Raw genomic sequence first — 25156 nt, 5'->3', positions numbered from 1 at the left:
TCAGCCCTCCTGAACCGCGAGCCAACTGACGTTGGTCGTGACGGTCGTGGCCCGGGCCAGCACGATCGTGAAACCGGAAGCGGAGGGCTCGGTGTAGGTCGCGTCGATGAGCGTTCCGGGGACCTGGGAGTGCGCGGTCAGCAGGATGCGCGGGGCACGGGAGAACAGGCCCTCCGGCAGGTCCACCCGTGCGAAGCCCCGGTAGTAGTCCTTGGTGTAGAAACTGTTCTCGACCACTTCCTCCGGCGTGATCCTGACCGTTCCCGACCACATGCTCGGCGCCCCGAGCGGCTCGTAGCGGTTGTCCAGGGCCGCATCGGCGGCGGGCCCCGCCACCGGACGCCAGGCCCCCGAATCCCGGATGTACAGGTCGCGGGTGGCACCGACGTACACGACGGTGCCGTCTCGGACGTCGCCCATCCTGTTTCGGGCGGACACGTTCGGCACGCTGACCACACCGCCCGCCGAGGAGGTGTAGTCACGCAGGTCGCGGATGTTGCCGGGGAGCGAGGAACCCGGCTGGGCAGGCCAGGTGATGCCTCCGGTACCGGTGCTCGCGCCCTGGGAGACGACGATCTCGAACAGGGGCAGGTAGGTCTCGTCCTCCTCCGGGTCGATCACCCGGATCTCGGCCAGCACCTCGTCGGAGTCGTCGTAGAGGTCGTCCTTGACCACCACGCCGACCAGGTCGGTGCGGCTGCCCGTGGTGGGACCGTCCTCCAGACGGATGTCGACGTCCTCGGTGCTGACCACCAGGTAGCTGCCCTGGAGCGGGGAGGAGCGGCCGGTCACGGCCGCGGAGAAGGGTCTGATGGTCGCCGTCATCCCGGAACCGCTCAGGTCGGCGGCTCCGGGGGCGTACATGAGACCGCCGCGCCGGTGCAGGGGCCAGGGGTCGTCGGCCGCCCCGAGCAGCGAGCCGATGAGCAGTCGGTGGTCCTCCGCCGAGGTCTCCCCGGAGCGGAGGGCGAGGGTGCGAACGGACATGGTTCTCCTTCGGTGGTGGTGTTCGTGGATGCTGGGTCGGGGCGCACGCCCGGATCAGAGGTGGGCGTCGTTCCAGACGACACTGGCGGCGGCGCCGTGCCCCGAGGTCTCGGGGCGGAAGTGGACCGGGTTGGCGCCGGGTTCCAGGGTCCAGTGCTCAGGCGGAACCGACGCGGTGCTCAGGTGGTGGAAACCGTCGTTGCTGTTGACAGTGACCGTGCCCCGATCGCAGTCGACGACCAGGGTGTCGGTCTCGGCCAGGGCCAGGTGGAACTCCAGGGTCCGGCCGGTGTTCCGGTTGATCAGCCGGGGGCGGGTACAGGGGCCGGTGATCGTGACGACCGGGTGGGTGGCGGTGTCGCCGCCGTTGGTGAGGACGGCCGACCCTCCCCGCGCCGGTTCGCCGTAGTCGAGCGGGTACTCCAGCGGATACTCCAGGCCGTCATCGCTCGGAAGGGGCGCGTTGATCTGGGTGGCCCGGCCGCGCCCGTACCGGCGGGGATCGGGGCAGGTCCACTGCACGACCACGGTGGGCCGGGCCGCCTGGTACCCGGGGCCGCCGGGGATGGACCGAGCGCTGACCTGCCCGTAGGAGGTGAGGGCCTGCCCTCCGACCCGGATACTGAGCGGGTGCTGCCGTGCGTCCCCGGAGAGGGTCAGGGCCCGACGCAGCGGGGCGAGCACGGTGGACACCGCTTGAAGGTTGCGGGCACTGGTGAGCACCCCGGTGGCGGTGACGAACCGCTGGCCCGCCAGGGCCCTGCCGGGCCAGGCACCGTGGCGCGAGGGGCGCTCGACGTTCCCGCTCTCCACGTCGGGCAGGTCGTCCCAGCCCTGGAGGTCGACCAGGGCCAGGTCACGGCCGTCGAACAGCAGGCGGTCCCGCCAGCGGATCTGGCCTTCGGTCAGGTCACTCATCACATACCTCTCGATCGCATCAGGAACATCAGTCGCTCCCCCACCTCGTGCGGGGACATCCGTTCGGTCGCCTCGAAGTGCTCGATGTGCACCGCGGGGGTGCCAGGGGAGAAGGGGGAGGCAGACCGGGTGACCGCATGGCTGCGCACTTCCGGGGAGGGCGGGACGATGCGGCTGCTGATCTCGCCGGTGACGTTCCCGAGCTGTCCGCGCAGATCCGGAAGCTTGTCGTCGATACCGCCCATCAGGCCGTCCATGATCATTTGGCCCGCCGGGGTCAACAGGCGCCGGTCCACCCGGCGCGGCCCCTTCCAGTCCGGAATCATGCCGGTGACCTTGGAGAACTGGTCCTTGAGCGAACCGATCATGTTCTTCACACCGTCGATCAGACCGGTGATGATGTTCTTACCGGCCTGGAGCAGGAAGGTCTTGGCGTTGGAGAACGCCTCCCTGACCTTGTTCGGAATCTCCCTGATCGTGCTCATCAGACCCTCGATCCGGTCCCGCACCCGGTCGCGCATGGCCGAGAACGCCTCTACCGCCCGGTCGCGGGCACCCGTGAAGGTGCTGACGATCCGGTCCCGGATCGCGGTCGCGATCGCGATCGCACGGTCGCGCAGACCCGTCACGATCGCCACGATCCGCTCCCGGATCGCCGCGAAGATCTCCTGGGCGCGCGTCCGCACCGCCGTGAAGATCTCCACCACCCGGTCGCGGAACGAGGTGACGCGGTCCACCACCCACTGCACAGCCGAACCCACCAGGTCCAGGATCGTGTCCCAGGCCCCCGAGATCAGCTCCGTCACCCACGTCCAGGCGGCCTCGACCGCCGAGGTGATGGACTCCCAGATCCCGGACAGGAACTCGGCGATCCCCTGCGCCACCGCGGTGATCGTCTCGATGATCGAGTCCCACACCTGGGTGGTCTTCTCGACCAACCAGTCCCAGACCTGCCCGATGGCCTCCTTGATCTCGTCCCAGTAGGTGAACAGGATGACGAACGGGTGGTGCGCGATGATCGCCTTGATCCACTCCCAAGCGGTCTCGATCAGACCGACCAGACCGTCCCAGAACTCCTGCGCCTTCTCCTTCAGCGCCTCCCACATCCCGGGCAGGGTCTCGGTGAAGAAGCTCATGACGTCCTCGGCGATGTCCTTGACGAAGGAGAACACCGCGTCCACGACCTCCCGGAACGTCTCACTGTTGTTGTAGGCGTAGACCAGACCCGCGGCCAGAGCGGCCAGAGCCGTCACGATCAACCCGATCGGGTTGGCACGCATCACCGTGTTCAGCACCTTCTGGGCGGCGGCCAGGCCCTTCTTGCCCACCGCGGCGACCTTGCTCGCCGCGCCGGCCATCGTGAGGTGCCGGGAGAACCCCGATGCGCTGGAGCCCGCCGAGCGGAACCCGGAGGCCATGTTGCGCAAGGCGTCGGTCCCCGCGGAGAAGCCCTTGGAGACCACCGGACCGGCGGTATCCACCAGCTTCCCGGCCAGGGCGCGGCCGATCTGCTCACCCGCGTCCGGCAGCGTGGCGCTCAGGGTCGCACCCACCTGGGAGCCGAACTGCTGTACCGCCGGGGGCATGTTGGAGAGCCCCGACTCGATCATCTCGTTGGCCTTGGCGGCCAACTTCTCGCCACCCTGGCGACCGGCGTCGGCCGCGCCCTCGGTGACCTTGTCCACCAGGAGCGCTCCGGCCTTGGCCCCAAGGTTGTCCACGATGTCGGGCAGGGCGTCCAAGCCGTCACCGATCAGGCCCATCGCGGTGTCACTGAGCTTGGAACCCAGCTCGGATCCACCGCTGAGCCCGATCGAGGGCATCTCTCCCTTGAACAGACTGCCCATGGTGGAGGTGACCCCGTCGATCACCCCCGGCAGGCCCTCGACACCGCTCTCGATCAGGGCGACCGCGCCGTCGGCGACCTTGGATCCCAGCTCTTCACCGGCCTTGGCCCCGTATCCGGGCAGGGTCTCGCTGAGGAAGTCGCCAGCTCGCTGTCCCAGGGCCTGGACCGAAGGTGGCATCCCCGACAGGCCCTGCGTGATCAGGTCGTTGGCGCCGTCAGCCAGCTTGGTACCCAGCTCCCGGCCGGCGTCGGCACCGGCTTCGGGCAGCTTCTCCTGGAGGATCTGACCCGCCTGATCGCCCAGGTTCGAGACCACACCTGGCAGCTGCTGCATCCCTGACTCGAAGAGCCCGGTGGCGGCACTGCTCAACCGCGAGCCCAGCTCCTGCCCGGCCTCCGCCCCGGCCTGGGGCAGAGTGCTCGTCAGGAAGTTCGCCGCCTGGGATGCGGCACTGCCCGCGGCTGAGGGCAGCTCGTCGAACATCGTCTGCACGCTCGGCGAGACCCCGTTGATCAGCGTCGATCCAAGCTCGGCGCCCACCCGCTCGCCCGCCCCCACGATCGAGGTGCTCAGCGTGGATCCGACCCGATCACCCAGGGCCTGCACCGCGGGCGGGGTGCCTGATAACGCCGAGGAGAGCTGCCCGGTCACCGCGTTCGCGAACTGTGTACTGACCTCGTTGCCCGCCTGCTGGCCCACCTTGGGCAGTGTGGCCAGATCCTTCTCCACCTCCTTGCGGATCTGGTTGCCGATGCTCTGAAACTCCGGAATGAGGTCGACACGCACAGAAACAGCACCAGACATCACTCACCTCTTCTTCGCTGTAGACATGGCTGGGCCCTGTGACCAGGAAGAAGGCAGAAGCAACGCGAAAACCGCCGGTCAGCACCGAAGAGGACGCCTCAGGCGTCGAGGGGTGACCGGGGCAGGCGAGCGCGGGGCCCTAGTGGGACGGAACGAACCATCCGTGAGCGCGGCGCTACGGCGTCGGACTGGGGTGACAGGGCCCCGGAAACACGAAAACCCGGCTCTGGGCCGGGTTGAACACACCTGTGGTGCTGTGAGAGAGCGTGCCACAGGTCGGGGCTGTTGCACAAGCCCCGCACAGGATCATCTCAGGGACCGACCGCACTGCGACACAGCCCCGGGGTCGGGACTTCACACGTGCCACCTAGGAGCCCAACAAAAAAACTAAAGACACAGGGTTATTTCAGGAAGATAATTTCACAAGTCTTTTGCACCCCTCTCCGCCATATTCGGCAAACCCAGAAAAACTGTCCTGAACACAGCGCAAAGCAGCCAGAGAAGGCGCTCACCAGGGGCGACTCGGATTGTGACGCAAGACACTGAAACCCTCAGATAGTGCTACATATCAACACAGATTTCATCTCGACTCGACAACATGGGCGCCCCTCGGAGTGGACTGCTGGTCCTGTTGCCGATACTGGACCAGCAGGGTGCCCTCTGAGGCGCCGCCGTACTCCTACGGCCCACAGCACGAGCCGCTTGATCCGGCCGGCCCCCTGCCTTCACCTCCTTCGAGCCCGAGGCTGACCTGTGTCCGTTCCTGCCCGTAACCGTGTCTCCGACGCCGTCACGTCTCCCGTGACCGCGCCGAAGCACCGGCACCGCCCCGACATCGAGGGGCTGCGCGCCGTCGCCGCCCTGCTGATCGCCGTCTACCACATCTGGTTCGGCACGGTCTCCGGCGGCGTCGACGTCTTCCTGCTGCTCACCGGCTTCCTCATCACGGGGTCGCTGGTCCGGGCGATGGAGCGCGAGGGGCGCATCGACTATGCGGCATTCTGGACCAAGCTCGTCAAGCGGCTGTTCCCGGCGGGCGCGGTCGTGCTCGGTGCCGTCCTGGTGATGACCTACCTGTTCTTCCCGCGCTCGCAGTGGATGACGGTCATCGACGACGTGCGGGCGGCGGTGCTCTACTACGGGAACTGGCACCTGGCGCTGGGCTCGGTCGACTACATGGCGGAGAACGCCGCGGCCAGCCCTGTCCAGCACTTCTGGTCGCTGGCCGTGCAGGGGCAGTTCTACCTGCTGTGGCCGCTCCTGATCACCGCCGCCGGGCTGGTCGCCGTCTGGCTGGGCACCCGGGTGCGCCGTGCGGCGCTGGTGGCCGTGGGCGCGGTGTTCGCGATCTCCTTCGCCTACTCGCTGTGGATCACCTCCACCGAGCCGGTCTGGGCCTACTTCGACACCGGCGCCCGTCTGTGGGAGCTGGCCCTGGGCGGTCTGCTCGCGCTGGTCGTCCACCGGGTGAACCTGCCGGGCCGGCTGCGCACGGCCGCCGGATGGGTCGGCCTGGCCGGGCTGGTCCTGTGCGGTTTCGTGATCGGCGACTCCCTGCCCTACCCGGGGTACGCCTCGCTGTGGCCGACCCTGGCCGCCCTGCTGATCATCCTCGCCGGCGCGGGCGAGGCCGACAACAGCCGCCTGTCCGCGAACCGCCTCCTGAGCCTGCGCCCGCTGACCTGGCTGGGCGGGCACGCCTACACGCTGTTCCTGTGGCACTGGCCGGTGCTGATCGTCTACCTGGAGCTCACCGACCGGGTCAAACCGTCGCTGACCGGTGGATTCATGGTTCTGGGCTCCTCGTTCGCGGCGGCACTGGCCACCAGCTGGGTGATCGACGGCGGGGTCAACCGGGTCACCCGCAGGCTGCGTACCCCGAGCTGGTCGCTGGCGGCCGGGGTCCTCTTCATCGTCCCCGTACTGGTGGCGGGCGCCCTGTGGGGCCAGTCCATCGAACGCGACCGGCAGCTGCGCATCGAGCTCAGCTCCAACCCGCTCGCCTACCCGGGCGCGGCTGTCCGTCTGGACCAGGACCTGGCCGAGAACCTGCCCCTCCTCCCCATCTACCCCGACACGACCACGGTCGCCCGGGACACCATCGACCAGACCCGCGAGTGCAACGCGCTGGCCGACCAGACCGAGGTCGTCACCTGCGAGTTCGGCGACCTGGACTCGGACCACACGATCGCCCTGGTCGGCAGCTCGCACGTGCGGCACTGGTTCCAGGCGCTGGAGACCCTCTCCGACCAACACGGGTGGCGCCTGGTCACGATGACCAAGAACGCATGCCAGTTCAGCACCGAGGTCCAGCACTACCGCGGTTCGGAGTACGTGGAGTGCGCGGAGTGGAACGACAACGTCATGGCTGAACTGGCCGAGCTGAAACCGGACACCGTGTTCGGGCTGGCCTCACTGACGAGCCGGCGCTCGGGTCCGGAGGAGTACGTCCCCGAGGGTTTCGTGGAGCGCTGGCGCCAGCTCGACCAGCTGGGCATCGACGTCGTCGCGGTCCGGGACACCCCCCGGTTCTCCTTCCGGGTGCCCGACTGCATCGACCGCAACGACCGCAGCGAGTGCTCCGAGCCGCGGTCCAACTCGATGTCGGACGAGGCGCCCTTCAAGGAGCTGGCCAACGTCCCGCACAACACCCGGTTCCTGGACATGACCGACTACCTGTGCCAGGACGGCGTCTGCCACGGCGTGATCGGGAACCAGCTGGTGTACTACGACACCAACCATTTCTCGTACGCCTTCTCCCAGTCCCTGGCCATGGTCATGGAGCCCTATCTGCTGGAAGCGATCGGGCACGCCGTACCCGAGGGCGGGCTCACCCTGTTCGACAGTGCGATGGCCGGCCACGAGAGTGATCTGGCCCCTGTCGCCGCGGAGGAGAGGGACGACTCCGTTCTCTGATCCGGTTCAGTAGCGGTTCAGGCCGACGACGTAGGCGTCCAGCCGGCGAAAGCGCGGCAGCCGCCCCTCCAGTCCCCAGGCCAGCATCCGGTGCAACCCGTCCAGGTGGGTGAGGGAGTCACGGTCGCTTAGATCCGCGTAGTGCGGGTGGTCCACCACCCCGGCACTCAGGATCAGCGGGGAGAGGTCCGTGTCGGAGTGCCTGTGCAGCTTCTCCCAGCACAGGGGGTTGGCCGTGGGGTATTCGTCGCCCCAGGCGCTCAACCTGGTCAACGTCTCCTGAACCGTCGCTCCCGTCGGGGGGACGAGTTCGAGCTCTCCGTTCTCCCCGCGGTGCCAGGGAAGCACCACCGCCAGAACGTCCTTGCGGCTCAGACGTACTCTGTACCACGGCTCCCCGTGCTGCTCCACCGCCAGGAGCGTCATCTTCTCCGCGTAGGATTCCGCGTCCCGCGCGGTGATGTCGTCGTGCGGGGGCCCGGTGCGTCGGAAGGTCTCGAGCACCTCTTCCGTGGTCACCGGTTCAATGATCTTCATGAGTGGGGGATCAGCTCTCTTCGGGGGATGAAAACCACCCACAAAGATAATGGACGCCCTCAGCTCGGAAGGCCGCGAAAACGTCCGTCCCATGCGTGCCCCGGCTCCGCGATCAGACGGGCGGTGCGGCACGGAGCCGGCACACCAGGGCGTACTCGGCGTTCGGTTCCCTCGGGGCAGGTCCCGGAAGAGCTCGCAGCCGTGGACCAGCAGCGGCCGCCCGGTACCGATCCGCCCCTGACCGGGCCGGGTACAAAGGTCACGACCCCGAAGGGTTTCGTGGCCGTCCTCCTCGCGCTCGGGGCGGGTTCAGGCGAGCTCGCCCCGGCGGCCGCGTTCGTGGAGGTCGTACAGGCGCTCCACCCAGTCGTCCTGCCCGGGCGGGTGGAAGTGGTTGCGCTCGCCCCAGTAGCGGTTGGGGCGCCGGAAGCGCGCGGCGCGGACGTCGGCCAGGGTGCCGAACAGGCCGCTGTCCTCGAAGACGGCGTTGCCCTGGGCCGGGCCCACGCCGAAGTCGGTGAGAACCAGGGCGGGCACCCGGTGGGCGAGCGCTTCGAGGACGGCCGTCGAACCCACCGCCACCAGGCCGCGGGCCCGGCCCAGCTGATCGACCAGGGAACCCGAGCGGAAGAGCGGGGCGTGCTCACCGACCCTCCCTTCGGCGAGCAGGGCGTCCCAGGTCACCACGAGTTCGGGGCCGGCGTTCCTCTCCCGGCCCAGGTGCACGACCACCTCCAGGTCGGGACGGTTCCCGGCGAGCTCGGCCAGAGCGAGCAGAACGCTCTGACGTGCCCTCTCCGTGTCCGGGACCCCGGGGTGGGCCGCGTACACCACCCGGTCCCGCCGGGCCTCCTGATCGGCCTCCCGGCGCCCGAGCGGCAGGCTTCCCAGCCCCACCTCGCCCCGGGCGCCGAGCTTCTCCCCCAGGGCCGTGTACTCGGCGACCTCGCGGTGGCTGTGCGCCACGACCAGGTCGGCCCGGGAGCGGTGCAGCCACTCCCCCTCGACGGCCGGAACCGCCAGCGCGGGCAGGGCGGAGACCACCACCGGGCGGTACCGGCGGATGACCGACCGCATCGACCAGGACAGGGACTCCACGAGCGGACCGGAGCAGTTGAGCACCACGGCGTCGGGGCGCCGGCGCCGGACGAGCCTGCGGACCTGTCGCGCGGACAGGACCGGTACGCGCAGCCCGGCCTGCCGGGTGCCCTCCGTCTCGTTGCGGATACGGGCGGGCGAGGGCGTGTGCCCGGTGCGGACGACGGCCAGTCCCACCGTGGTCCCCGGCACGGAGAGCCGGTCGAGCATGGCGACGCTGAGCCCGACGCGTTCGGTCGAGTCGGCCACCGCCAGGACCGTGAGTCCCCCGGCCCGTCCGGCAGGGCGACTCCACGTGGGAACAAGGGTCACGAAGCCGCCTCCTTGGAATTCTGATGGATCCTCCCAGGCTACACACGCAGCGTGAGCACTCCGGAACTCGTGGTTCTGCCCGCTGGAGGGGGGGGAAGAGGTCGGTGACCGCCCGGGGCGGCCCCGTCCGCGGCGTGAGCCGAACCTCTGATTAACAGCGAGCACATCGGGAAGTGGCCACCAAAAGACTTCGGCACGACTTTCGTCAGCGCAACGTTTCACAGAAGGAGGATCGTCCGGCGAGACGGAGAGAACAGTCCGACCTCGGCTCCGCGTCAGGGGGAACTCGCCAGTCCCGAGGATTTCTCGAACCGGAATGGAAGGTGGGAAAAATCCGAGACCTGTACGGAAAAGTTCGCCGGTACACAGTGGCGAATACACCGATACCGCTGAAGATCGCCTACAGACGGGTTCTCAAGGCCCTCCGACCCGGCCGCTACCGGGGGTTGAGCGTGGCCGTCCACCGCAACGGCGCCGTGCTCGCCAGGAAGTGGGAGGGCGCCTTCACCGTCACGGAGTTCGCGGCCCTCCAGCTCGAACGCTGCACGTCGCTGTTGAGCGCACACGACATCCCCTGTTTCCTGGTCCGGAACAGCAGGAACTACCAACACGCCATCGCGGTGGACGTGGCTCACCGACCTGCCGTACTCGAGCTGCTGGCTCGGGAATTCACGGGCTCCGGCATGTATGTCAGCCGCCCCGACCGGGGCGCGCGCCCCGTCTCGAGCTGGGCGCTCAGAGCGCTGAGGAGAACCCCCTACCTCCGGCTCGGTGAGTACGTGACCGGGGGCGGCCGTTCCGTCGTCGCGGGTTTCGAGCACGGGTGCGTGATCGAGTTCTGGCAGGAGGGCGCCGAGGTCCTCGCACAGGAGGACGGGGGCGCCGAGACCCTGGAGAACCTCAAGGTCGTGGCTCCGGAGAGCGTGCTGCAGGGGGCTCTGGTCGCACCGCGCCCCAACCCCGTCGGTGAGATCGTCCCGGAGGCGGAGCGCACACCCGCGGAGGCCGAGGTCAACGGGCGGAGGTATCCGACCCTGGAGGTGTTCGCACGAACCCTGACCACGGACATCACCTTCCCGGTGGACGCCGTCTACACCTGGGTGGACGGCAACGACCCCAGGTGGAGGGCGAACAGGAACTCCTACCTGGAGGAGGCCGGGGCGCTCAACCCCGATGCCGCCTCGAACTCCAGGTACGCCAACAGGAACGAGCTCCTCTACTCGCTCCGCTCCCTGGAGATGTACGCACCGTTCATCCGCAAGGTCTACATCGTCACCGACGGCCAGGTACCCGCCTGGCTGGACACCGGCCAGGAGCGGATCCAGGTCGTGGACCACAAGGAGATCTTCGACGACCCCGGCCTCCTGCCGGTCTTCAACTCACACGCCATCGAATCCCAGCTGCACCACATCGACGGGTTGTCCGAGCACTACCTCTACCTGAACGACGATGTGGCCTTCGGACGGCCGGTGACGGCCGAGCACTTCTTCCACCCGAACGGGATCGTCAAGCTGAACCCCTCCCCCTACCGCTTCGGACTGGGCGAGGCGACCGTCGAGGACCAGCCCGTGGACGCCGCCGCGAAGATGAACAACACCCTGATCCAGTCCCTGTTCGGTCGCACGGCGGTGTCCAAGTTCAAACACACGCCGATCCCCCAGCGCCGGTCCGTGCTCCGGGAGCTGGAGGAACGGTTCCCGGAGGTGTTCGCGCGGACCGCGGCCTCGCGCTTTCGCAGCCCCGACGACCACTCGATCCCCTCGTCCCTGCACCACCACTACTCCCTGCTCACGGGCAGAGCCGTCCACTCGCGGCTCAGTTACGCCTACCTCAACCTCGCGGACCCCGAAGCCTTCCGCGAACGCTCGCGGGAGATGCTGAATGACCGCAGGTTCGAGGCCTTCTGCGTCAACGACACCACCGAGAGCGAGGACCCCGGGGCCGACGGGTACCTGGAGGACTTCCTCAGCCGGTACCTGCCGCTTCGCGGTTCCTTCGAGGTACGGGCGTCGGGAGCCCGCCCGTACCCGGCCGGGACCTGAGCCCCGGAACGGCGACGGCGGCCGCCCCCGTGTGGGGACGGCCGCCGTATGACGCCTGGTTCGGGCCGGGTGGAGGGCTACTCGCCCTTCCAGACGGGGGCGCGCTTCTCCGCGAAGGCGACCGCCCCCTCCATGGCGTCCTGGCTGACGAACACGGGGCCCGCCAGCTCGTTCTGCCTGTCCCACATCTGGTCGCTGGACCAGTCGTCGGATGCCTGGATGATCTCCTTGGAGACCTTCAGGGCCAGCGGGCCGTTGGGGGTGATGCGCGCGGCCAGGGCCTTGGCACCCTCCAGGGCGCCGCCGCTCTCGGTGACCTGGTTGACCAGCCCGAGCTCCGCGAGGCGCTGGGCGCCGACGAAGTCACCGGTCAGGGCGAACTCCATCGCGATGTTGCGCGGGATGCGGTGCTGGAGGCGCAGCAGGCCGCCGGCACCGGCGACCAGGCCGCGCTTGACCTCGGGGATGCCGAACTTGGCGTCGTCCGCGGCCACGACCAGGTCGCAGGCGAGCACCGCCTCGAAACCGCCGGCGAGGGCGTAACCCTCGACCGCGGCGATCAGCGGCTTCTTCGGGCCGCGCTCGGCGAAACCGCCGAAACCGCGGCCCTCGACCACCGGGACCTCGCCCTTCATGAAGGCCTTGAGGTCCATCCCGGCGCAGAAGGTGCCGCCGGCACCCGTGATGATCGCGACGTTGACGTCCTTGCGGGCGTCGACGTCGTCGAGGGCCTCGGCGATCTGGGCGGCGACCGCCGCGTTGACCGCGTTCTTGGCCTTGGGACGGTTGATGGTGATGACGGCGACGCCGTCATCGGCGGTGTAGAGAACCTCGTCGGACACGGTGTCCTCCTACTTCGGGGGCATGCGGAGGCCGCCGTCGATCCGGACGACCTCGCCGTTGACGTAGCTGACCTCGAGCAGGGTCCGGGCGAGCTTGCCGAACTCGGCGGCGGTGCCCAGGCGCTTGGGGAAGGGCACCGGGGCGGCGAGCTTCTGCTTGAACTCCTCCGAGCCCGGGCCGTCGCCGTAGATGGGCGTCTCGAGGATGCCGGGGGCGATGGTGTTCACGGTGACGCCGATGGCGGCGAGGTCGCGCGCGGCCGGGAGGGTCATGCCGATCACACCGCCCTTGGAGGACGAGTAGGCGATCTGGCCGATCTGGCCCTCGATGCCGGCGAGGGAGGCGGTGTTGAGGATCGAGCCGCGCTCGCCGTCCTCGTTGACCGGCTCGGTCTTGGCGATCTCGGCCGCCGACAGGCGGAGCACGTTGAACGTACCGATGAGGTTGACCTGGATGACCTTCTGGTAGCTGTCCAGGTCGTGCGGGTTGCCGTTGCGGTCCACCGTGCGGGTGGCCCAGCCGATGCCGGCGCAGGAGACCGCGACGCGGAAGGGCTTGCCGGTGTCGGCGGCGGCCTGGACCGCGGCCTTGACCTGGTCCTCCTGGGAGACGTCGGTGGAGACGAAGACGCCACCGATCTCCTTCGCGACGGCCTCGCCGCGCTCGGCGTTGAGGTCGGCGACGACGACGGTGGCACCGGCGGAGGCGAGTTCCCTGGCGGTGGCCTCACCGAGGCCACTCGCGCCGCCCGAGACGAGGGCGGAAATTCCGTTGAGATCCATGTGCCGCACTCTACCGAGGATGTGACCCACGCACTAGAACCGGGTTCGGTTAATCGCGGGTAATCCCGTGACCAGCCTCGTTGCGGCATCCCGAAGCGGGTATGGGCAAAGCACCCCGCTCTGTCGTCACGCAGCGCTACGTTCCTGTCATGCGGAGAACAGCGACATTAGAGTGGGCTCAGGAATCGACCCAGGAGGATTCGATGGCCGAGCCGCTCCCCGACTGGTTCCTCACCCCGCCCGGGGGCTGGACCGCAGACCGAATGGACCATCTCCCCCCGGGAGCCCCCCGGATGGAGCTCATCGACGGAGCACTCGTCTTGCTTTCCCCACAGACCAAGTTCCACGGCAAGGTCATGGTGAACCTGCTGCACGAACTCCAGCAAGCCGCCCCTGAGGACATCGACGTCATGCACGAGATGACGATGAAACTGGGCAAACACCAGCGTCCCGAACCCGACCTCGTCGTCTACCGGTTCTCTCCTGATGCGGACGGGGATTGGCAGTCCGATACCCACATCCCCCCGGAGGACGTCCTACTCGTGGTTGAGATCGTCTCCGAGGAGTCCCAGGACCGGGACCGCACCACCAAGCCGATGAAGTACGCGGCCGCCGGTATCCCGCACTTCTGGCGGGTCGAGCGCGAGGAGAACGGCCCCGCGATCCACGTGTACGAGCTCGACGGCACGAAGGAGCCCAGGTACGTCCCGGTCACCATCGCCCGGGAACGACTCAAGCTGGACGTGCCCTTCCCGATCGACATCGACGTGAGGGCTCTGACCGGTCGGCGCTGAGGGTCACCAGCGGGCTCTGCCCAGGCGCGGCTGCCTGCGGCGCCGCCTCCCCCGCGGCAGGGCCTCTCGGGCGAGGTCGGCGGCGCCGATCATGCCCGCCTCGTTGCCCAGCGCCGCGGCGACCACACGCGCCTCCGGGCGGTATCCGCGGCCGGTGAGGCCCTTCTCGAACGCGCTCCGCGCCGGGCCGAGCAGCAGCTCCCCCACTTCTGAGACCCCGCCGCCGATCACGAACAGCTCCGGGTCGAAGGCGGCCGCCAGGTTGGCCAGGCCCACACCCAGCCAGCCGCCCGCGTCCTCCAGGAGCTCGCGGCAGGCCCGGTCGCCCTTGCGGGCCAGCTCGCTCACCAGCGGCCCGGTGATCAGCGCCGGGTCGCCGCCCACCGCCTGGCGCAGCACCTCGGCCACCGGTGACTCCGCGGCCACCAGCTCCCGGGCCTCACGGGTGAGCGCGTTGCCGCTGGCGTACTGCTCCCAGCAGCCGCGGTTCCCGCACTCGCAGCGGTGTCCGCCCGGCACCACCGTCATGTGCCCGAACTCACCCGCCAGGCCGTAGCGCCCCCGGCGCAGCCGGCCGTCGAGGACGATCGCGCCGCCGATCCCCGTGCCCAGGTTCACGACCACCACGTCGTCCACGCACTGGGCCGCGCCCGCACGGACCTCGGCCCAGGCCGAGGCGTTGGCGTCGTTCTCCACCACCACCGGCAGCCCCAGACGCACCGACAGCGCGTCCCGGAGCGGTTCCTCCCGCCAGGACAGGTGCGGTGCGAACAGCACCCGGGAGCGCCGTTCGTCGACGAACCCGGCCGCGCCCACCCCCACGGCGCGGACCCGGTACTCCTGGCGCAGCTCGGAGACGACCGACACGATCGTGTCCTCCACCACCGAGGGGCTCTTGCTCCGCTCGGGCGTCTCCGTACGCAGGCGCGCCAGCACCCGCCCGCCGGGGGTCACGACCCCCGCGGCGACCTTGGTCCCGCCGATGTCCACACCGATCGTCAGGGAGTGCCCGTACCGCATGCCCGTCACCATGACCGCTCCGCTCCGTGACCCGGCGTCCTGCCGGAAGACCCCGGTTCCTCGTCCCTGGGCAGCACCCACCGGGTGGGTGCCCCACCACACCGCCTACACACGCAAACGCGCACCCGGGCCACCGTGTGCCCGGGTGCGCGCGAGAACCCCAGTGCGCTCCGACCTAGCCGAGGGCGGAGCGGACCACCCCGGCGAGGCGCTCGGCCACGGCGGTGGCCTGCTCCTGCTCGGGGGCCTCCACCATGACGCGGACCTTGGGCTCGGTCCCGCTCGGGCGGATCAGCACCCGGCCGGTCTCGCCCAGCTCGGCCTCGGCCTCGCGGACGGCGGCGGCCAGCTCCTCGGACTCGGCCGCGCGGTCCTTGTCCACGTCGGGGACGTTGATGAGGGTCTGCGGCAGGCGGGTCATCACCTTGGCCAGCTCGGCCAGCCCCTGCTTGTGGTGGGCCATGGCCGCCAGCAGGTGCAGGCCGGTCAGCAGGCCGTCGCCGGTGCTGGCGTGGTCGAGCAGGATCACGTGGCCGGACTGCTCGCCGCCCAGGCCGAACCCGCCGCGCTTCATCTCCTCCAGCACGTACCGGTCACCGACCGCGGTCTCCACCACGGTGACGCCCTCGCGCGCCATCGCCAGTTTGAGCCCCAGGTTGGACATGACCGTCACCACGAGGGTGTCCTCGGCCAGGCGGCCGGCCTCCTTGGCCTCGGTCGCCAGGATCGCGAGGATCTGGTCGCCGTCCACCACGTTGCCGTCGGCGTCCACCGCGAGGCAGCGGTCGGCGTCTCCGTCGTTGGCGATACCGGCGTCCGCGCCGTGCAGGCGCACCGCCTCCTGGAGGGCGCCCAGGCTGGTCGAGCCGCAGCCCTGGTTGATGTTGTGGCCGTCGGGCGCGTCACCGATCGCGATGACCTCCGCGCCCGCCCGGCGCAGCGCCTCGGGGGCGACGGTGCTGGCCGCCCCGTTGGCGCAGTCCATGACGACCTTGAGCCCCTTGAGGCTGTGCGGGAGGGAGGCCAGGACGTGCTGCGTGTACCGCTCGGCACCGTCGTGGGACTCCGTGACCCGGCCGACCGCCTCGCCCACGGCGGGGGTCGAGGGGACACCGAGCATGCCCTCGATCTCCTCCTCCAGGGCGTCCTCGAGTTTCTGGCCGCCCTTGGCGAAGAACTTGATGCCGTTGTCCGGGGCCGGGTTGTGGCTCGCCGAGAGCATCACACCGAAGTCGGCGCCCAGGGCACCGGTCAGGTAGGCCACGGCCGGGGTCGGGAGCACACCGACCTTCACGACGTCCACGCCGGTGCTGGCCAGGCCCGCGACGACCGCGGCCTCCAGGAACTCCCCGGACGCGCGGGGGTCGCGGCCCACGACGGCGAGCGGGCGCCGCCCCTCCTCGTCACCGGACAGGACCCTCGCCGCCGCGATGGACAGTTCCAGGGTGAGCGAAGCGGTCAGGTCGCGTCCCGCGAGACCGCGTACGCCGTCTGTTCCGAACAGCCGAGCCACAGGCGACAGCCCCTTTCGAAAGCGGCGCCGGGAAACCGGCGCCGGTGAAGTTCAGCGTGGCGGAGAAAGCCACCGTCAAAAACCAAAAGCCCGTACGCCGCCCCCTGGAGCGGGGACGACGTACGGGCGAAAACTCAGCCGAGCAGGTGTCGGCGCATGAGCATTAGCGCTTGGAGAACTGCGGAGCCTTGCGCGCCTTCTTGAGACCGGCCTTCTTCCGCTCGACCTCGCGGTCGTCACGGGTGAGGAAACCGGCCTTCTTCAGGGTCGGGCGGTTGTTCTCGGCGTCCAGGGTCGCCAGGGCACGGGCGATGCCGTGACGCAGGGCGCCGGCCTGGCCGCTGGTGCCGCCGCCGTCCAGACGGGCGAAGACGTCGTAGGCGCCGTCGAACCCGAGGGAGACGAAGGGGTCCTTGACGGTCTGCTGGTGGACCTTGTCCGGGAAGTAGACCTCAAGCGGCTTGCCGTTGATCTTCCACTCGCCCGAACCGGGGGCGATGCGGACACGGGCGACAGCCTGCTTGCGACGACCGGTGCCGGCGCTGGGGCCGGACGCGGTGGGGACGTAGGCGGCGTCAGTCGCCTCGTCCGACTCGCTCGTGTACTCGGAGGGGAACTCCTCCGGGTTCTCGGCGATTTCCTGCTCGACGTTCTCGATGCCGGTGGGCTCGACCACGGTTATCCTCGTGCTTCCTGTAAAAGTCTGCGAACGCCTACGCGGGCTGCGCGATCGTCTTCATTTCGAACGGGACCGGCTGCTGGGCCTGGTGCGGGTGCTCCGCACCGGCGTACACCTTGAGCTTCTTGGCCATCTGGCGGCCGAGGGAGCCCTTGGGGAGCATGCCCTTGACGGCCTTCTCGATGGCCCGCTCGGGGTTCTTCTCCAGCAGGTCGGCGTACGCGATCGAACGCAGACCACCGGGGTAGCCGGAGTGCCGGTAAGCGCGCTTCTGCTCGAGCTTCTTGCCGGTCAGCGCGACCTTCTCGGCGTTCACGACGATGACGAAGTCGCCGGTGTCGATGTGGGGCGCGTAGTAGGGCTTGTGCTTGCCCCGAAGGAGCGTGGCGATCTGGCTCGACATACGCCCGAGCACGAGATCGGTCGCGTCAACAACGTGCCACTGACGCTGGACATCGCTTGGTTTGGGGCTGTATGTGCGCACGATCGTTTGCCTTCGCTCTTCAGTCGGCTGCCCCATCCCGAACGGGATGGTGGACTCGTATTACGGAACACCCCAACGGGTGCGGGGCCGGGAACAGCCGTCGCGGGTGCGGGGCTGCTACTTGGCCGGATGTCCCATGTCCAATCAGGACGACCCGGTCGTGAGTGCGCAGACGATGGTGCGTGGATCGGCACCCAGCTTCGGGAGTTTGGGGCCCACGGCAACTCAACGCACAACGACGAAATATCCTACCTGCCTACCCTAACGCAGGTCAAAGCGTGCGTTGGGCAGCCCGGTGGGATTCGTCTGGCGGGAAAGCGCCGGGACGGGTTCACATCCGTGACCTCTCCGCCTTTTATTATGCCTGTTGTCGGGAGTGCTTCGTCCTGCTCCCGCCCGCGCGTTGGTTACCCTTGCACCGAAAGGCCGGTCTCCGCCCGGTACCACGGGCGATGACGCGAACCTTGGAGACGCCCGTCACGGTCGCCGGCAGCACGGAGGCCACCGTACGGACGCCGCAGCGTGGACACAGGCCACGGGCCCGGCGAACCGCGGTCCAGTCCCCACCCTCAGAGCCTTCGGAGACTCCCATCAGCACCCATCCGAACCCGCCTCAGTACGGCCCAGACGGACGACCTCTCCAGCCGGAGGCCGGCGACGGTCAGGACCTGCTCGGGTCGCCCTCCCAGCCTGAGGGCCAGCATCCCACATCGGGCCCGCAGCGACCGCACGGCACGCCCTCGGGCCCGCAGCTCCCGCCGCACGCCGGGCCCAGCGGGCCGCAGGCGCCGCAGGCACCCCACCCCCCGCAGGGCTTCCCCCCGCCCGGACCGTTTCCCCAGTACCCCCAGGGCGGTGCCCCGGGCGCGCCGCAGCCGCCCAACGGCCCCCCGCCCGGCGGTCCCCTCCCCGGTGGCCCCGGCGGCCCGACCGGCGGCCACCCCGGCATGGGACATCTCACCCAGAGCGGACCGAACGTCCCGCCCGGCGCGCCCCGCGGCGGCCCGCCCGGACCCGGTCCGCAGGGCCCCGGCCAGCCCAACCCCGGGCAGACCCTGCCGCCCGGCGCCCCGAGGCCCCCGCTCCCGCAGGGCGCCCCGTCCGCGCCGCACATGCAGAACCGTCCGCCGCAGGCGCCCCCCGGCCAGTACCCGGGCCAGCCCGGCCAGCCCGGCCCGCACCAGGGTCCCCCCGGGGCTCCCCCGCATCCGCCCACCGGCGGCCAGCCTCCGATGCGCCCGCAGGGCCCGCCCCCGCCGAACGCGCTCCCACCCGGCGCTCCCGGGGCCCCGGGCCGTCCCGGCATGCCGCCGCACGGTGCGCCCGCGGGGGCACCGCCGCCCCCGCCCCCGCCTCCGGGCCAGCAGCCGCCCGCCGCTCCGCCCCGGCCCGCGGAGGAGCCGGTCTTCCCCGCCGACGCCATGGGCGCGACCCAGAACCTGCGCGCGGTTCCCGCCCCCGGTACGGGTTCGGCGTCCGGCGGTCGTCCGCTGTACCGCGACGAGGTCCCCGAGGACGCCGGTGCCGACACCGCGCAGTTCGACGTCCGGGGTGTCCAGGACGACTACGACGACTACGACGACTACGACAGCTACGACGACCGGTACCCGCCGCAGCGGTCCAAGAAGCGCACCGTGCTCATGGCCTCCGGATTCGTCGTCCTGCTCGTGATCGCGGGCGGCGGCGCCTTCTACTTCGCCAGCGGCGGCTTCGGCTCCGGCGGTGGCGGCGGCGCCACCGCGGTCGCGGACGAGGCCAGTGACCCGGGCGCCCTCTCGCCCGACAGCCTGTTCCCCGAGGAGATCGAGATCGAGGGCCAGGGCACGTTCAGCCGCGTGGCCGTCGACGACAACGAGGACTGCTCCGTCGGCACCCACGGCGACTACGACGAGGTCCTCGCCGAGAACGACTGCCGCCAACTGGTGCGGGCCTCCTACCTGAGCGAGGACCAGAACCACGCCGTCACGGTGGGGGTCGCGGCCATGCCCAGCGACACCGAGGCCGAGGCGGCCCTGAGCTCGCAGGACCTGGTCGCCGCGCAGTGGTTCGCCGGCCTGCCCGGCGAGGAGGGAACCCCCGCCGAACGCCTCGGATACTCGGGCGGCTACGGCAGCAGCGGCCAGTGGGGCCGCTACGTCCTCTTCTCCCTGTCCGCCAACAGCGACGGCAGCGGCGACGACTCCGAGGAGGGCGCCGACGCCACCGAGCTGCGCGACATCGGCGAGGGTTTCATCGACACCGCCTACGGGGCTCTGGCGGACGACCGCGCCTGAGCCCCGGAGCAGGGGCCGACACGAAACGGCGCCACCCCGTCGTCCACAGACTGTGGACCCGGAGTGGCGTCGTTTCGTGTTCCCAGCTCTACTCGACCTCATGGGGGAGCCCCGGTCTCCGCCGGCACGGCCGTGCCCCCACCCGGGCACGGCACCGTCCCGGCGCACCCGTCGCTCGGAGCGGCTCCCGCCCGTGCCCGGCACGACCGCTACTCCGTGTGCCCCTTGCACGGAAGCTCGCGCACCCGCCGGGTGAGGCTCGCGCGCTCGGCGAGCTCCTCGTCGGCCGGATAGCGCACCTCCTCCAGGCTCAGCCCCTGGGGTCCGACCACGTGCACCGACGAGTCGCGCACAGCGGCGCCCAGGACCCCGCCGGGCCACTCGACCCCGCGCCGCCCGTCCCCCACCGCCAGAAGAGCGCCCACGAGCGCGCGCACCATGTTGTGGCAGAAGGCGTCGGCCTGGATCGTCCCGGCGATCAGGTACTCGTCCTCACGGACCCACTCCAGCCTCAGCAGCTCGCGGATGGTCGTGGCGCCCTCGCGCTTCTTGCAGAAGGCGGCGAAGTCGTGCTCGCCGACCAACAGCGCGGCGGCCTCGTTCATCCGGTCCACGTCCACGGGGTGCCGGTGCCACAGCACGTCGCGGCGGCGCAGCGGATCCACGCCGTAGGGGGCGTCGCTGATCCGGTACACGTAGCGGCGGAACAACGGGGAGAAGCGCGCGTCGAACCCCGGCGGGGCGAGCCGCACGCCGTTCACCCGCACGTCCTTGGGGAGCACGCCGGCGAGCCTGCGCAGCACCCGCTCCCCCTCGCTCTCCCAGGTGGCGAGCGGAACGTCCACCTGGGCCACCTGGCCGCGGGCGTGCACGCCCGCGTCGGTGCGCCCGGCACAGGTCACCGAGGCCTCGGGCAGCCGGAGCACCTTCGCCAGGGCCGACTCCAGTTCCCCCTGCACGGTGCGCCGGGTCGGCTGGGTGGCCCACCCGGAGAAGTCGGTCCCGTCGTAGGCGATGTCCAGCCGCAGCCGGACGGTCTCCTCGGCGAACTCTTCCGCGGCCGCCCCGGGCATCCCGGCCGCCCCGGGCATCCCGGCCGCCCCGGTCGTCTCGTTCTTGTCCATCCCCACCCCGATCAGGTCCGCCCGGCCCCGCCGTGTCCGTCACCGGCAGCCCCGGAAAAGAAAAGTGCCCGACCCCCGCAAGGGTCGGGCACTCGACGAGCGTGTCGCGCGGACCGGAGTCCGACGCGTCAGGCCCTACTTGCTCTCCGAGCTCTCCTCGGTGGCCTCGGGGGCCTCCGTGGCGGTGGTCTCGGTGGTGTCCTCGGCCTTGGCCTCGGCGGGCTCCTCGACGGGAGCGGCAGCCGGAGCCGCGGCGGGGGCGTTCAGCGCCTCGACCAGCTCGATGATCGCCATCGGGGCGTTGTCGCCCTTGCGCGGACCGATCTTGGTGATACGGGTGTAACCACCGGGACGGTTCTCGAAGCGCGGGCCGATCTCGGTGAAGAGCTCGTGCACAACGGACTTGTCCGTGATCTTGGTCAGCACCTGGCGACGGGCGTGCAGGTCACCGCGCTTGCCGAGAGTGATGAGCTTCTCGGCGTACGGACGCAGGCGCTTGGCCTTGGCCTCCGTGGTGCGGATACGGCCGTGCTGGAACAGCGAGGTGGCGAGGTTCGCCAGGATGTGCCGCTCGTGAGCGGGCCCGGAACCCAGACGGGCGCCCTTCGTAGGCGTGGGCATGGTGTCGTTCTCCTAGTGATGCGGTCCACGGCCGCACTCGGCCGGGGACCTTTGGGCGACGAAGGTCAGTACTGCTCCGTCTCGACGAAGGACTCACCCTCGTCGTCCTCGGAGCCGAAGGAGTCGGCCGCGGTGCTGGGGTCGAATCCGGGCGGGGAGTCCTTCAGGGACAGGCCCATGTCGATGAGCTTCTGCTTGACCTCATCGATGGACTTGGCACCGAAGTTGCGGATGTCCAACAGGTCCTGCTCGGAGCGGGCAACCAGCTCACCAACGCTGTGGATGCCCTCACGCTTGAGGCAGTTGTAGGACCGGACCGTGAGGTTGAGGTCCTCGATCGGCAGCGCCAGGTCCGCCGCGAGCGCGGCGTCCGTCGGCGACGGGCCCATGTCGATGCCCTCGGCGTCGACGTTGAGCTCACGCGCCAGACCGAACAGCTCGACCAGGGTCTTGCCCGCGCTGGCCACGGCGTCACGGGGACGGATGGCCGGCTTGGTCTCGATGTCGACGATCAGGCGGTCGAAGTCCGTGCGCTGCTCGACTCGGGTGGCCTCGACCTTGTAGGTCACACGCAGCACCGGCGAGTAGATGGAGTCGATCGGAATCCGACCGATCTCCTGGCCCTGCTGCTTGTTCTGCGTCGCCGAGACGTAACCGCGGCCGCGCTCGACCGTCAGCTCCATCTCCAGCTTGCCCTTGCCGTTCAGCGTGGCGATGTGCAGGTCGGGGTTGTGCACCTCGACACCGGCCGGCGGAGCGATGTCCGCGGCGGTCACCACACCGGGGCCCTGCTTGCGCAGGTACATCAGAACCGGCTCGTCGTGCTCGGAGCTGACGACCAGGCCCTTGAGGTTGAGGATCATCTCGGTGACGTCCTCCTTGACCCCGGGCACGGTGGTGAACTCGTGCTCGACGCCCTCGATGCGGATGCTGGTCACAGCCGCACCGGGGATGGAGGACAGCAGGGTACGCCGAAGCGAGTTGCCGATGGTGTAACCGAAACCAGGCTCGAGCGGCTCGATGACAAACCTCGAGCGCAGGTCCGAGACGACTTCCTCGGCGAGCGTGGGACGCTGTGCGATCAACATGGTCCGTGACTTCCCTTCCACATGGCCGCCCGCTATTTGACGGCCACCGGACGGGCACCTCCGAAGCGGTGGTGCCCTCTACTCGGATTCCTACCCTGCCCGCGCGGCCCCAGACAGGGGCCGCGGCGGGCACTGCACCACGGGGCACCCGCGCGGTAGGAGGCGCGGGTGCCGGTGCCGATCAGACGCGGCGGCGCTTCGGCGGGCGGCAGCCGTTGTGCGGAACCGGGGTGACGTCCTGGATGGAGCCCACCTCGAGGCCGGTCGCCTGGAGCGAACGGATGGCGGTCTCCCGGCCGGAACCCGGGCCCTTCACGAAGACGTCGACCTTGCGGACGCCGTGCTCCTGGGCACGGCGGGCAGCGGCCTCGGCGGCCATCTGCGCGGCGTAGGGGGTGCTCTTACGCGACCCCTTGAAGCCGACCTGGCCCGAGCTGGCCCACGCGATCACCGCACCGGTGGGGTCGGTGATGCTCACGATCGTGTTGTTGAACGTGCTCTTGATGTGAGCGTGCCCGTGGGCAATGTTCTTCTTTTCCTTGCGGCGCACCTTGCGCGCGGCACCCTGACGGCCCTTAGGCGGCATGAGCGAAACTCCCAGAGATCATCGGTCCGTGTGTGTCTTCTCGGACGCGGTTGACAGGTCCGAGGCGGACTACTTCTTGCCGGCCTTCTTCTTGCCGGCCACGGTCTTCTTCTTGCCCTTGCGGGTACGGGCGTTGGTCTGCGTACGCTGACCGCGGACCGGAAGGCCACGACGGTGGCGGATGCCCTGGTAGCTCCCGATCTCCATCTTGCGACGGATGTCGGCCTGGACCTCGCGTCGCAGGTCACCCTCGACCTGGTAGTTGGCGTCGATCCACTCGCGCAGCTTGACGAGGTCTTCCTCGGCGAGCTGGTAGACGCGGGTGTTCCCGTCGACGCCGGTGTTCTTCAGGGTTTCGAGGGCGCGGGTACGGCCAACCCCGAAAACGTAAGTGAGAGCGATCTCCACCCGCTTGTCGCGGGGGAGGTCAACGCCGGCAATACGTGCCATGTGGGCGAGACTCCATCCATGCATATGCGGAGGTCTGACCCGTTCCATCCTCTCGTCGCCCAATCGACGAGGCCCCGGCCTCCGACCGGGGGTTCTCCCCCGCGCGTCACTCGACGGCGGGAGATCGGAACAGGTTTTTTGTTGTTTCACGTGCCCGGCGGGGAAGAACTCCCCTTACCGGGTCCTCGCTGTGCGGAAGCCGCGACCGGCGAACCGGGGCTACTAGCCCTGGCGCTGCTTGTGGCGCGGGTCCGAGCAAATGACCATGATCCGACGGTTACGACGGATCACGCGGCACTTCGCGCAGATCTTCTTCACGCTCGGCTTGACCTTCATGGTGACTCCGAACTCATCACATCACCAGTCTTGGGCCGTGCGGCCCCTGACGGGCTACTTGTAGCGGTAAACGATGCGCCCGCGCGTGAGGTCGTACGGGCTCAGCTCCACGACGACCCGGTCGTCGGGGAGAATACGGATGTAGTTCATCCGCATCTTGCCGCTGATGTGGGCAAGGACCGTGTGCTTGTTGTCGAGCTCTACCTTGAACATAGCGTTGGGTAGCGACTCGACAACGGAACCCTCGATCTCGATGGCGCCGTCTTTCTTCGCCATGTCCTCCACGCCTCGCTCATCAATTGGTTGATCATGACAACCCGACGCGACCCCAGTGGCCTCGCATGACACGAGGACCCGGGCGACCACGGAGAACCGGATCGCCAGAGCCAAAACACACTGGAAGCTCGGGCCAACTGCGAGAGAGCGTACGTCGGTTGGAAAGACGTGGCACAAAGAAGGCAGACTGACCCAACAGCCCGCGTATGGGCAATGACAGTCTATCCCCTTCCGGCAAGTACTCCTAACCGAAGGGCAGAGCACTCTACACCGTCCGTCCAGCGGGGCGAACCGGCGCGGAGGGCCGTCCGTTCGCCGAGGGGCGGAGCCGTCGGCGGGACCGCCGGGCGGCCGTGCTAGTCCTCGCCCTGGCCCCGCTGGACGGCGAGCACCCCGAAGGTGACGACGGACATCAGGATCCCCCACGGGCCGAGCACCCACAGGAACCACGGGTAGGTGGCGCCGGTCGTGAGGAACAGGATCAGCCAGATGGAGAAGCAGAGGATGTTGACGCCGCCGTAGAGGACCCACGGCACCATGAGCGCGGGGTCGCGCAGCCGCATCGGCGGGACGGAGTTCTCGTTGAAGGCGACCCGGCCGACGTCGGCCAGGTCCCGTTCGGGGAGGTCGGTGGTGACCTTGGAGAGCTCGTCCACCGTCTTGGCCTTGTAGACCTCGCTGAGGCGTTCGGTGAACTCCTCGTGGTCGAGCCGGCCCTGCGCGAAGTGCTCCTGGAGCAACTGCGCGACACGGTCGCGTTCGGAGTCGGACGTTCGTATCGACGGCACCGGGTCGGACACTGCGCACACCTCGCCTCTACACC

At 69.5% G+C, this 25156-nt stretch carries 23 protein-coding genes; 4 read left to right on the top strand and 19 right to left on the bottom strand.

What is annotated here, in order from left to right; translation table 11 throughout:
• From D458_RS0119725 to D458_RS0119715, 3 genes are read right to left on the bottom strand one after another with little or no spacing between them, the layout of a single operon-like run.
• Positions 1–987 carry a hypothetical protein gene (locus D458_RS0119725; protein ID WP_017588460.1) on the bottom strand — a complete coding sequence of 329 codons (987 nt, stop codon included), beginning with the start codon at positions 985–987 and terminating at the stop codon, positions 1–3.
• Positions 988–1041: 54 nt separating this feature from the next.
• Positions 1042–1905: a phage distal tail protein gene (locus D458_RS0119720; RefSeq protein ID WP_017588459.1), complete on the bottom strand. Its 864-nt coding sequence runs from the start codon at positions 1903–1905 to the stop codon at positions 1042–1044.
• Positions 1905–4541, bottom strand: coding sequence for a phage tail protein (locus D458_RS0119715; protein ID WP_017588458.1), 2637 nt, complete (start codon positions 4539–4541; stop codon positions 1905–1907). The genes D458_RS0119720 and D458_RS0119715 overlap by 1 nt, the downstream gene beginning before the upstream one ends.
• Before the next feature lie 819 nt (positions 4542–5360).
• Here D458_RS0119715 and D458_RS0119710 point away from each other — a divergent pair.
• Positions 5361–7475 carry an acyltransferase family protein gene (locus tag D458_RS0119710; protein WP_017588457.1) on the top strand — a complete coding sequence of 705 codons (2115 nt, stop codon included), beginning with the start codon at positions 5361–5363 and terminating at the stop codon, positions 7473–7475.
• A gap of 6 nt (positions 7476–7481) precedes the next feature.
• Here D458_RS0119710 and D458_RS35605 read toward each other — a convergent pair whose 3' ends face one another.
• Positions 7482–8012, bottom strand: coding sequence for a DUF6309 family protein (locus D458_RS35605; protein ID WP_017588456.1), 531 nt, complete (start codon positions 8010–8012; stop codon positions 7482–7484).
• A gap of 309 nt (positions 8013–8321) precedes the next feature.
• Complete coding sequence (locus tag D458_RS0119700) at positions 8322–9422, bottom strand: DUF6716 putative glycosyltransferase (RefSeq protein ID WP_026119490.1); 1101 nt, start codon at positions 9420–9422, stop codon at positions 8322–8324.
• 368 nt (positions 9423–9790) lie between these two features.
• Between D458_RS0119700 and D458_RS0119695 the strand changes: the two genes are divergently transcribed.
• Complete coding sequence (locus tag D458_RS0119695) at positions 9791–11464, top strand: stealth family protein (protein ID WP_239648003.1); 1674 nt, start codon at positions 9791–9793, stop codon at positions 11462–11464.
• 77 nt (positions 11465–11541) lie between these two features.
• On the opposite strand, the gene D458_RS0119690 is transcribed toward D458_RS0119695, so the two are convergent.
• Together D458_RS0119690 and D458_RS0119685 are read right to left on the bottom strand one after the other, a co-directional pair.
• Complete coding sequence (locus D458_RS0119690; RefSeq protein WP_017588453.1) at positions 11542–12306, bottom strand: crotonase/enoyl-CoA hydratase family protein; 765 nt, start codon at positions 12304–12306, stop codon at positions 11542–11544.
• 9 nt (positions 12307–12315) lie between these two features.
• Entirely contained in the window at positions 12316–13089 is a 774-nt protein-coding gene (locus D458_RS0119685) for an SDR family oxidoreductase (protein WP_017588452.1), read from the bottom strand.
• A gap of 203 nt (positions 13090–13292) precedes the next feature.
• On the opposite strand from D458_RS0119685, the gene D458_RS0119680 reads away from it, so the two are divergent.
• Positions 13293–13883 (top strand): Uma2 family endonuclease, encoded by a 591-nt coding sequence (locus D458_RS0119680; protein WP_017588451.1) that lies wholly within the window; start codon positions 13293–13295, stop codon positions 13881–13883.
• Between the two features lie 3 nt (positions 13884–13886).
• Here the strand turns inward: D458_RS0119680 and D458_RS0119675 are convergent, their stop codons facing one another.
• From D458_RS0119675 to rplM, 4 genes are all read right to left on the bottom strand, one after another.
• Positions 13887–14915: an ROK family glucokinase gene (locus D458_RS0119675; protein ID WP_017588450.1), complete on the bottom strand. Its 1029-nt coding sequence runs from the start codon at positions 14913–14915 to the stop codon at positions 13887–13889.
• Positions 14916–15078: 163 nt separating this feature from the next.
• A complete protein-coding gene (gene glmM / locus D458_RS0119670; RefSeq protein WP_017588449.1) occupies positions 15079–16416 on the bottom strand; it encodes a phosphoglucosamine mutase in 1338 nt (445 codons plus the stop codon).
• Positions 16417–16579: 163 nt separating this feature from the next.
• Positions 16580–17092 (bottom strand): 30S ribosomal protein S9, encoded by a 513-nt coding sequence (rpsI, locus tag D458_RS0119665; RefSeq protein ID WP_017588448.1) that lies wholly within the window; start codon positions 17090–17092, stop codon positions 16580–16582.
• A gap of 37 nt (positions 17093–17129) precedes the next feature.
• A complete protein-coding gene (rplM, locus tag D458_RS0119660; RefSeq protein ID WP_026119489.1) occupies positions 17130–17579 on the bottom strand; it encodes a 50S ribosomal protein L13 in 450 nt (149 codons plus the stop codon).
• A gap of 947 nt (positions 17580–18526) precedes the next feature.
• On the opposite strand from rplM, the gene D458_RS38100 reads away from it, so the two are divergent.
• Positions 18527–19852 (top strand): hypothetical protein, encoded by a 1326-nt coding sequence (locus tag D458_RS38100; protein ID WP_338037010.1) that lies wholly within the window; start codon positions 18527–18529, stop codon positions 19850–19852.
• Positions 19853–20061: 209 nt separating this feature from the next.
• On the opposite strand, the gene truA is transcribed toward D458_RS38100, so the two are convergent.
• The 8 genes from truA to D458_RS0119615 form a co-directional block, all read right to left on the bottom strand.
• Entirely contained in the window at positions 20062–20943 is an 882-nt protein-coding gene (gene truA / locus D458_RS0119645; RefSeq protein ID WP_086002521.1) for a tRNA pseudouridine(38-40) synthase TruA, read from the bottom strand.
• Positions 20944–21111: 168 nt separating this feature from the next.
• Positions 21112–21597, bottom strand: coding sequence for a 50S ribosomal protein L17 (gene rplQ / locus D458_RS0119640; RefSeq protein WP_017588444.1), 486 nt, complete (start codon positions 21595–21597; stop codon positions 21112–21114).
• 65 nt (positions 21598–21662) lie between these two features.
• Positions 21663–22685, bottom strand: a complete 1023-nt coding sequence (locus D458_RS0119635; protein ID WP_017588443.1) for a DNA-directed RNA polymerase subunit alpha — start codon at positions 22683–22685, stop codon at positions 21663–21665.
• Positions 22686–22866: 181 nt separating this feature from the next.
• Positions 22867–23271, bottom strand: a complete 405-nt coding sequence (gene rpsK / locus D458_RS0119630) for a 30S ribosomal protein S11 (RefSeq protein WP_017542982.1) — start codon at positions 23269–23271, stop codon at positions 22867–22869.
• Positions 23272–23340: 69 nt separating this feature from the next.
• Entirely contained in the window at positions 23341–23721 is a 381-nt protein-coding gene (rpsM, locus tag D458_RS0119625) for a 30S ribosomal protein S13 (protein ID WP_017588442.1), read from the bottom strand.
• A 222-nt stretch (positions 23722–23943) separates the two neighbouring features.
• The gene (gene rpmJ, locus D458_RS35600; RefSeq protein ID WP_082206327.1) at positions 23944–24057 is read right to left on the bottom strand and encodes a 50S ribosomal protein L36; all 114 of its coding nucleotides are present in this window, start codon (positions 24055–24057) and stop codon (positions 23944–23946) included.
• A 54-nt stretch (positions 24058–24111) separates the two neighbouring features.
• The gene (gene infA / locus D458_RS0119620) at positions 24112–24333 is read right to left on the bottom strand and encodes a translation initiation factor IF-1 (protein ID WP_017578623.1); all 222 of its coding nucleotides are present in this window, start codon (positions 24331–24333) and stop codon (positions 24112–24114) included.
• Between the two features lie 356 nt (positions 24334–24689).
• Entirely contained in the window at positions 24690–25133 is a 444-nt protein-coding gene (locus D458_RS0119615; protein WP_017588441.1) for a DUF1707 SHOCT-like domain-containing protein, read from the bottom strand.
• Between the last annotated feature and the right edge of the window lie 23 nt (positions 25134–25156).

The organism is Nocardiopsis ganjiahuensis DSM 45031 (assembly GCF_000341085.1).
In the GTDB taxonomy this organism is placed as follows: Bacteria; Actinomycetota; Actinomycetes; order Streptosporangiales; family Streptosporangiaceae; genus Nocardiopsis; species Nocardiopsis ganjiahuensis.
Note: the sequence above shows the minus strand (reverse complement) of the source record. Positions and strands in the feature narration are given on the sequence as shown.

What these genes read in the sequence shown, in the direction of transcription:
- D458_RS0119725 (WP_017588460.1), bottom strand. Translation starts at nt 987, where the DNA reads ATGTCCGTTCGCACCCTCGCCCTCCGCTCCGGGGAGACCTCGGCGGAG.
- D458_RS0119720 (WP_017588459.1), bottom strand. Translation starts at nt 1,905, where the DNA reads ATGAGTGACCTGACCGAAGGCCAGATCCGCTGGCGGGACCGCCTGCTG.
- D458_RS35605 (WP_017588456.1), bottom strand. Translation starts at nt 8,012, where the DNA reads ATGAAGATCATTGAACCGGTGACCACGGAAGAGGTGCTCGAGACCTTC.
- D458_RS0119685 (WP_017588452.1), bottom strand. Translation starts at nt 13,089, where the DNA reads ATGGATCTCAACGGAATTTCCGCCCTCGTCTCGGGCGGCGCGAGTGGC.
- D458_RS0119680 (WP_017588451.1), top strand. Translation starts at nt 13,293, where the DNA reads ATGGCCGAGCCGCTCCCCGACTGGTTCCTCACCCCGCCCGGGGGCTGG.
- D458_RS0119675 (WP_017588450.1), bottom strand. Translation starts at nt 14,915, where the DNA reads ATGGTGACGGGCATGCGGTACGGGCACTCCCTGACGATCGGTGTGGAC.
- D458_RS38100 (WP_338037010.1), top strand. Translation starts at nt 18,527, where the DNA reads ATGGGACATCTCACCCAGAGCGGACCGAACGTCCCGCCCGGCGCGCCC.
- truA (WP_086002521.1), bottom strand. Translation starts at nt 20,943, where the DNA reads ATGCCCGGGGCGGCCGGGATGCCCGGGGCGGCCGCGGAAGAGTTCGCC.
- rplQ (WP_017588444.1), bottom strand. Translation starts at nt 21,597, where the DNA reads ATGCCCACGCCTACGAAGGGCGCCCGTCTGGGTTCCGGGCCCGCTCAC.
- D458_RS0119635 (WP_017588443.1), bottom strand. Translation starts at nt 22,685, where the DNA reads ATGTTGATCGCACAGCGTCCCACGCTCGCCGAGGAAGTCGTCTCGGAC.
- rpsK (WP_017542982.1), bottom strand. Translation starts at nt 23,271, where the DNA reads ATGCCGCCTAAGGGCCGTCAGGGTGCCGCGCGCAAGGTGCGCCGCAAG.
- rpsM (WP_017588442.1), bottom strand. Translation starts at nt 23,721, where the DNA reads ATGGCACGTATTGCCGGCGTTGACCTCCCCCGCGACAAGCGGGTGGAG.
- rpmJ (WP_082206327.1), bottom strand. Translation starts at nt 24,057, where the DNA reads ATGAAGGTCAAGCCGAGCGTGAAGAAGATCTGCGCGAAGTGCCGCGTG.
- infA (WP_017578623.1), bottom strand. Translation starts at nt 24,333, where the DNA reads ATGGCGAAGAAAGACGGCGCCATCGAGATCGAGGGTTCCGTTGTCGAG.